Consider the following 1458-nt stretch of genomic DNA (forward strand, 5'->3'; position numbering starts at 1 on the left):
CCTGGATCGGCTTTTCGAACGGCAGCACCTTCATCACGTGATCGTAGTCGTAGCCGGTGTCGATGAGGAACCGGCCCTCGGCATGCTCGATCAGGATCGAATAGACCGGGAAGCGCACTTCGCCGCCAGGGCCGCGATTCCAGAACACATGATAGCCGTCGAGAACGAGCGAGCCGCCATCGAGCAGGTAGACCTTGGTATCCGACATTCTTGCCTCCTTTATTGGCGCGGGTCCCATCCGCGCATGAATTGTCCTCAGCGCGCGCCGCGCTCGTATGGAATGCCGAGCGCCGCCGGCAGGCTCGCGCGCCGGCCGAACAGCACCAGCATGATCATCACCGCCAGGAACGGCAGCATCTGGATGATGTCGGTCGGTATGTTGATCCCGGCCACCTGCATGGCCGTCGTCAGCGACAGGCAGACACCGAACAGCAACGCACCGAACAGCACCCAGATCGGGCGACCGCGCGCCAGCATGGCCAGCACGATGCCGAGAAAGCCCGCGCCATTGGTGATGAACGGAATGAACAGCCCAGCCCCGACATTGGCGAGATAGGCGCCGCCGAGCCCAGCCAGCGCTCCGGTCGTCAACACGGCGATGGTGCGGGTCCGCACGACATCGATGCCGGCGACATCGAGCGCGGCCGGCTTGTCGCCTGCCGCCTGCAAATTGAGGCCGAGTTGCGTGCGCCGATAGAGGTAGCTCATGCCGAAAACCAGCGCGACCGCCAGATAGACGATCAGATGATGCTTGAAGAATGCAGGCCCGATGACCGGGATGTCCGAAAGCAGCGGAATGACGGTCGCATCCGCCGCGGGCAGGCGCGGGTAGCTGCGTGAGAACTGGAAATGGTGGAGCAGTGCCGTCAGGCCCTCGAGCCCCAAGGTCAGCGCGATGCCGATGACGATCTGGTTCAGCCCGATGCGCACGCAAAGCAGCGCCATGACAAGCGCCACCGCAGCACCCCCGGCGGCACCGGTGAGAAAACCCAGCCACAGCGACCCGGAATAGAAAGCGCCGACAAAGCCGAGATAGGCGCCGGCCAGCATCATGCCTTCGATGCCGATATTGAGCACGCCCGCCTTCTCGGAGATCTGCTCGCCGAGCCCGGCAAGCAGCAGCGGGATCGCCGCGGTGACGGCGCCGAACAGGAGCGCGCTGAGAAAGACTTCGCTGAACAGCCCGGTCATGCCTAGGCCCTCCGCGACTGGTTGTATCGGTGATCGAAATATTCGGCGAGCGCGAGCACGATCAGCACGATGGAAACCAGCACCAGAGTGAAATGATTGGGCACGCCGAGCCGGCGCGCCGCGCTCTCGCCGCCGATCGAAAGCACCGAAAGCAGGAACACGAAGCCGATGGCCGCAAAGCCGTTCATACGGGCGAGAAACACGGCGGGTATCACGGCAAGCCCGTAGGCGGGATTCCAGGCGGGGCGGACATTGCCCTGGGCGCCG

The 1458-nt window shown here is 64.2% G+C and carries 1 protein-coding gene and 2 pseudogenes; all 3 read right to left on the reverse strand.

Going from position 1 to position 1458, the window contains the following annotated elements:
* Positions 1-208 (reverse strand): annotated as a pseudogene (locus tag EN906_RS34010) (4-pyridoxolactonase); the annotation flags it as partial.
* Between the two features lie 47 nt (positions 209-255).
* The gene (locus tag EN906_RS34015; RefSeq protein WP_127267958.1) at positions 256-1191 is read right to left on the reverse strand and encodes an ABC transporter permease; all 936 of its coding nucleotides are present in this window, start codon (positions 1189-1191) and stop codon (positions 256-258) included.
* Between the two features lie 2 nt (positions 1192-1193).
* Positions 1194-1458, reverse strand: a pseudogene (locus tag EN906_RS34020) (ABC transporter permease); the annotation flags it as partial.

The organism is Mesorhizobium sp. M7A.F.Ca.CA.004.06.1.1, from assembly GCF_003999135.1.
Taxonomy (GTDB): Bacteria; Pseudomonadota; Alphaproteobacteria; order Rhizobiales; family Rhizobiaceae; genus Mesorhizobium.

Bases quoted from the DNA above. Each gene is read 5' to 3' on its own strand.
- EN906_RS34015 (WP_127267958.1), bottom strand. From the start codon at position 1,191: ATGACCGGGCTGTTCAGCGAAGTCTTTCTCAGCGCGCTCCTGTTCGGC.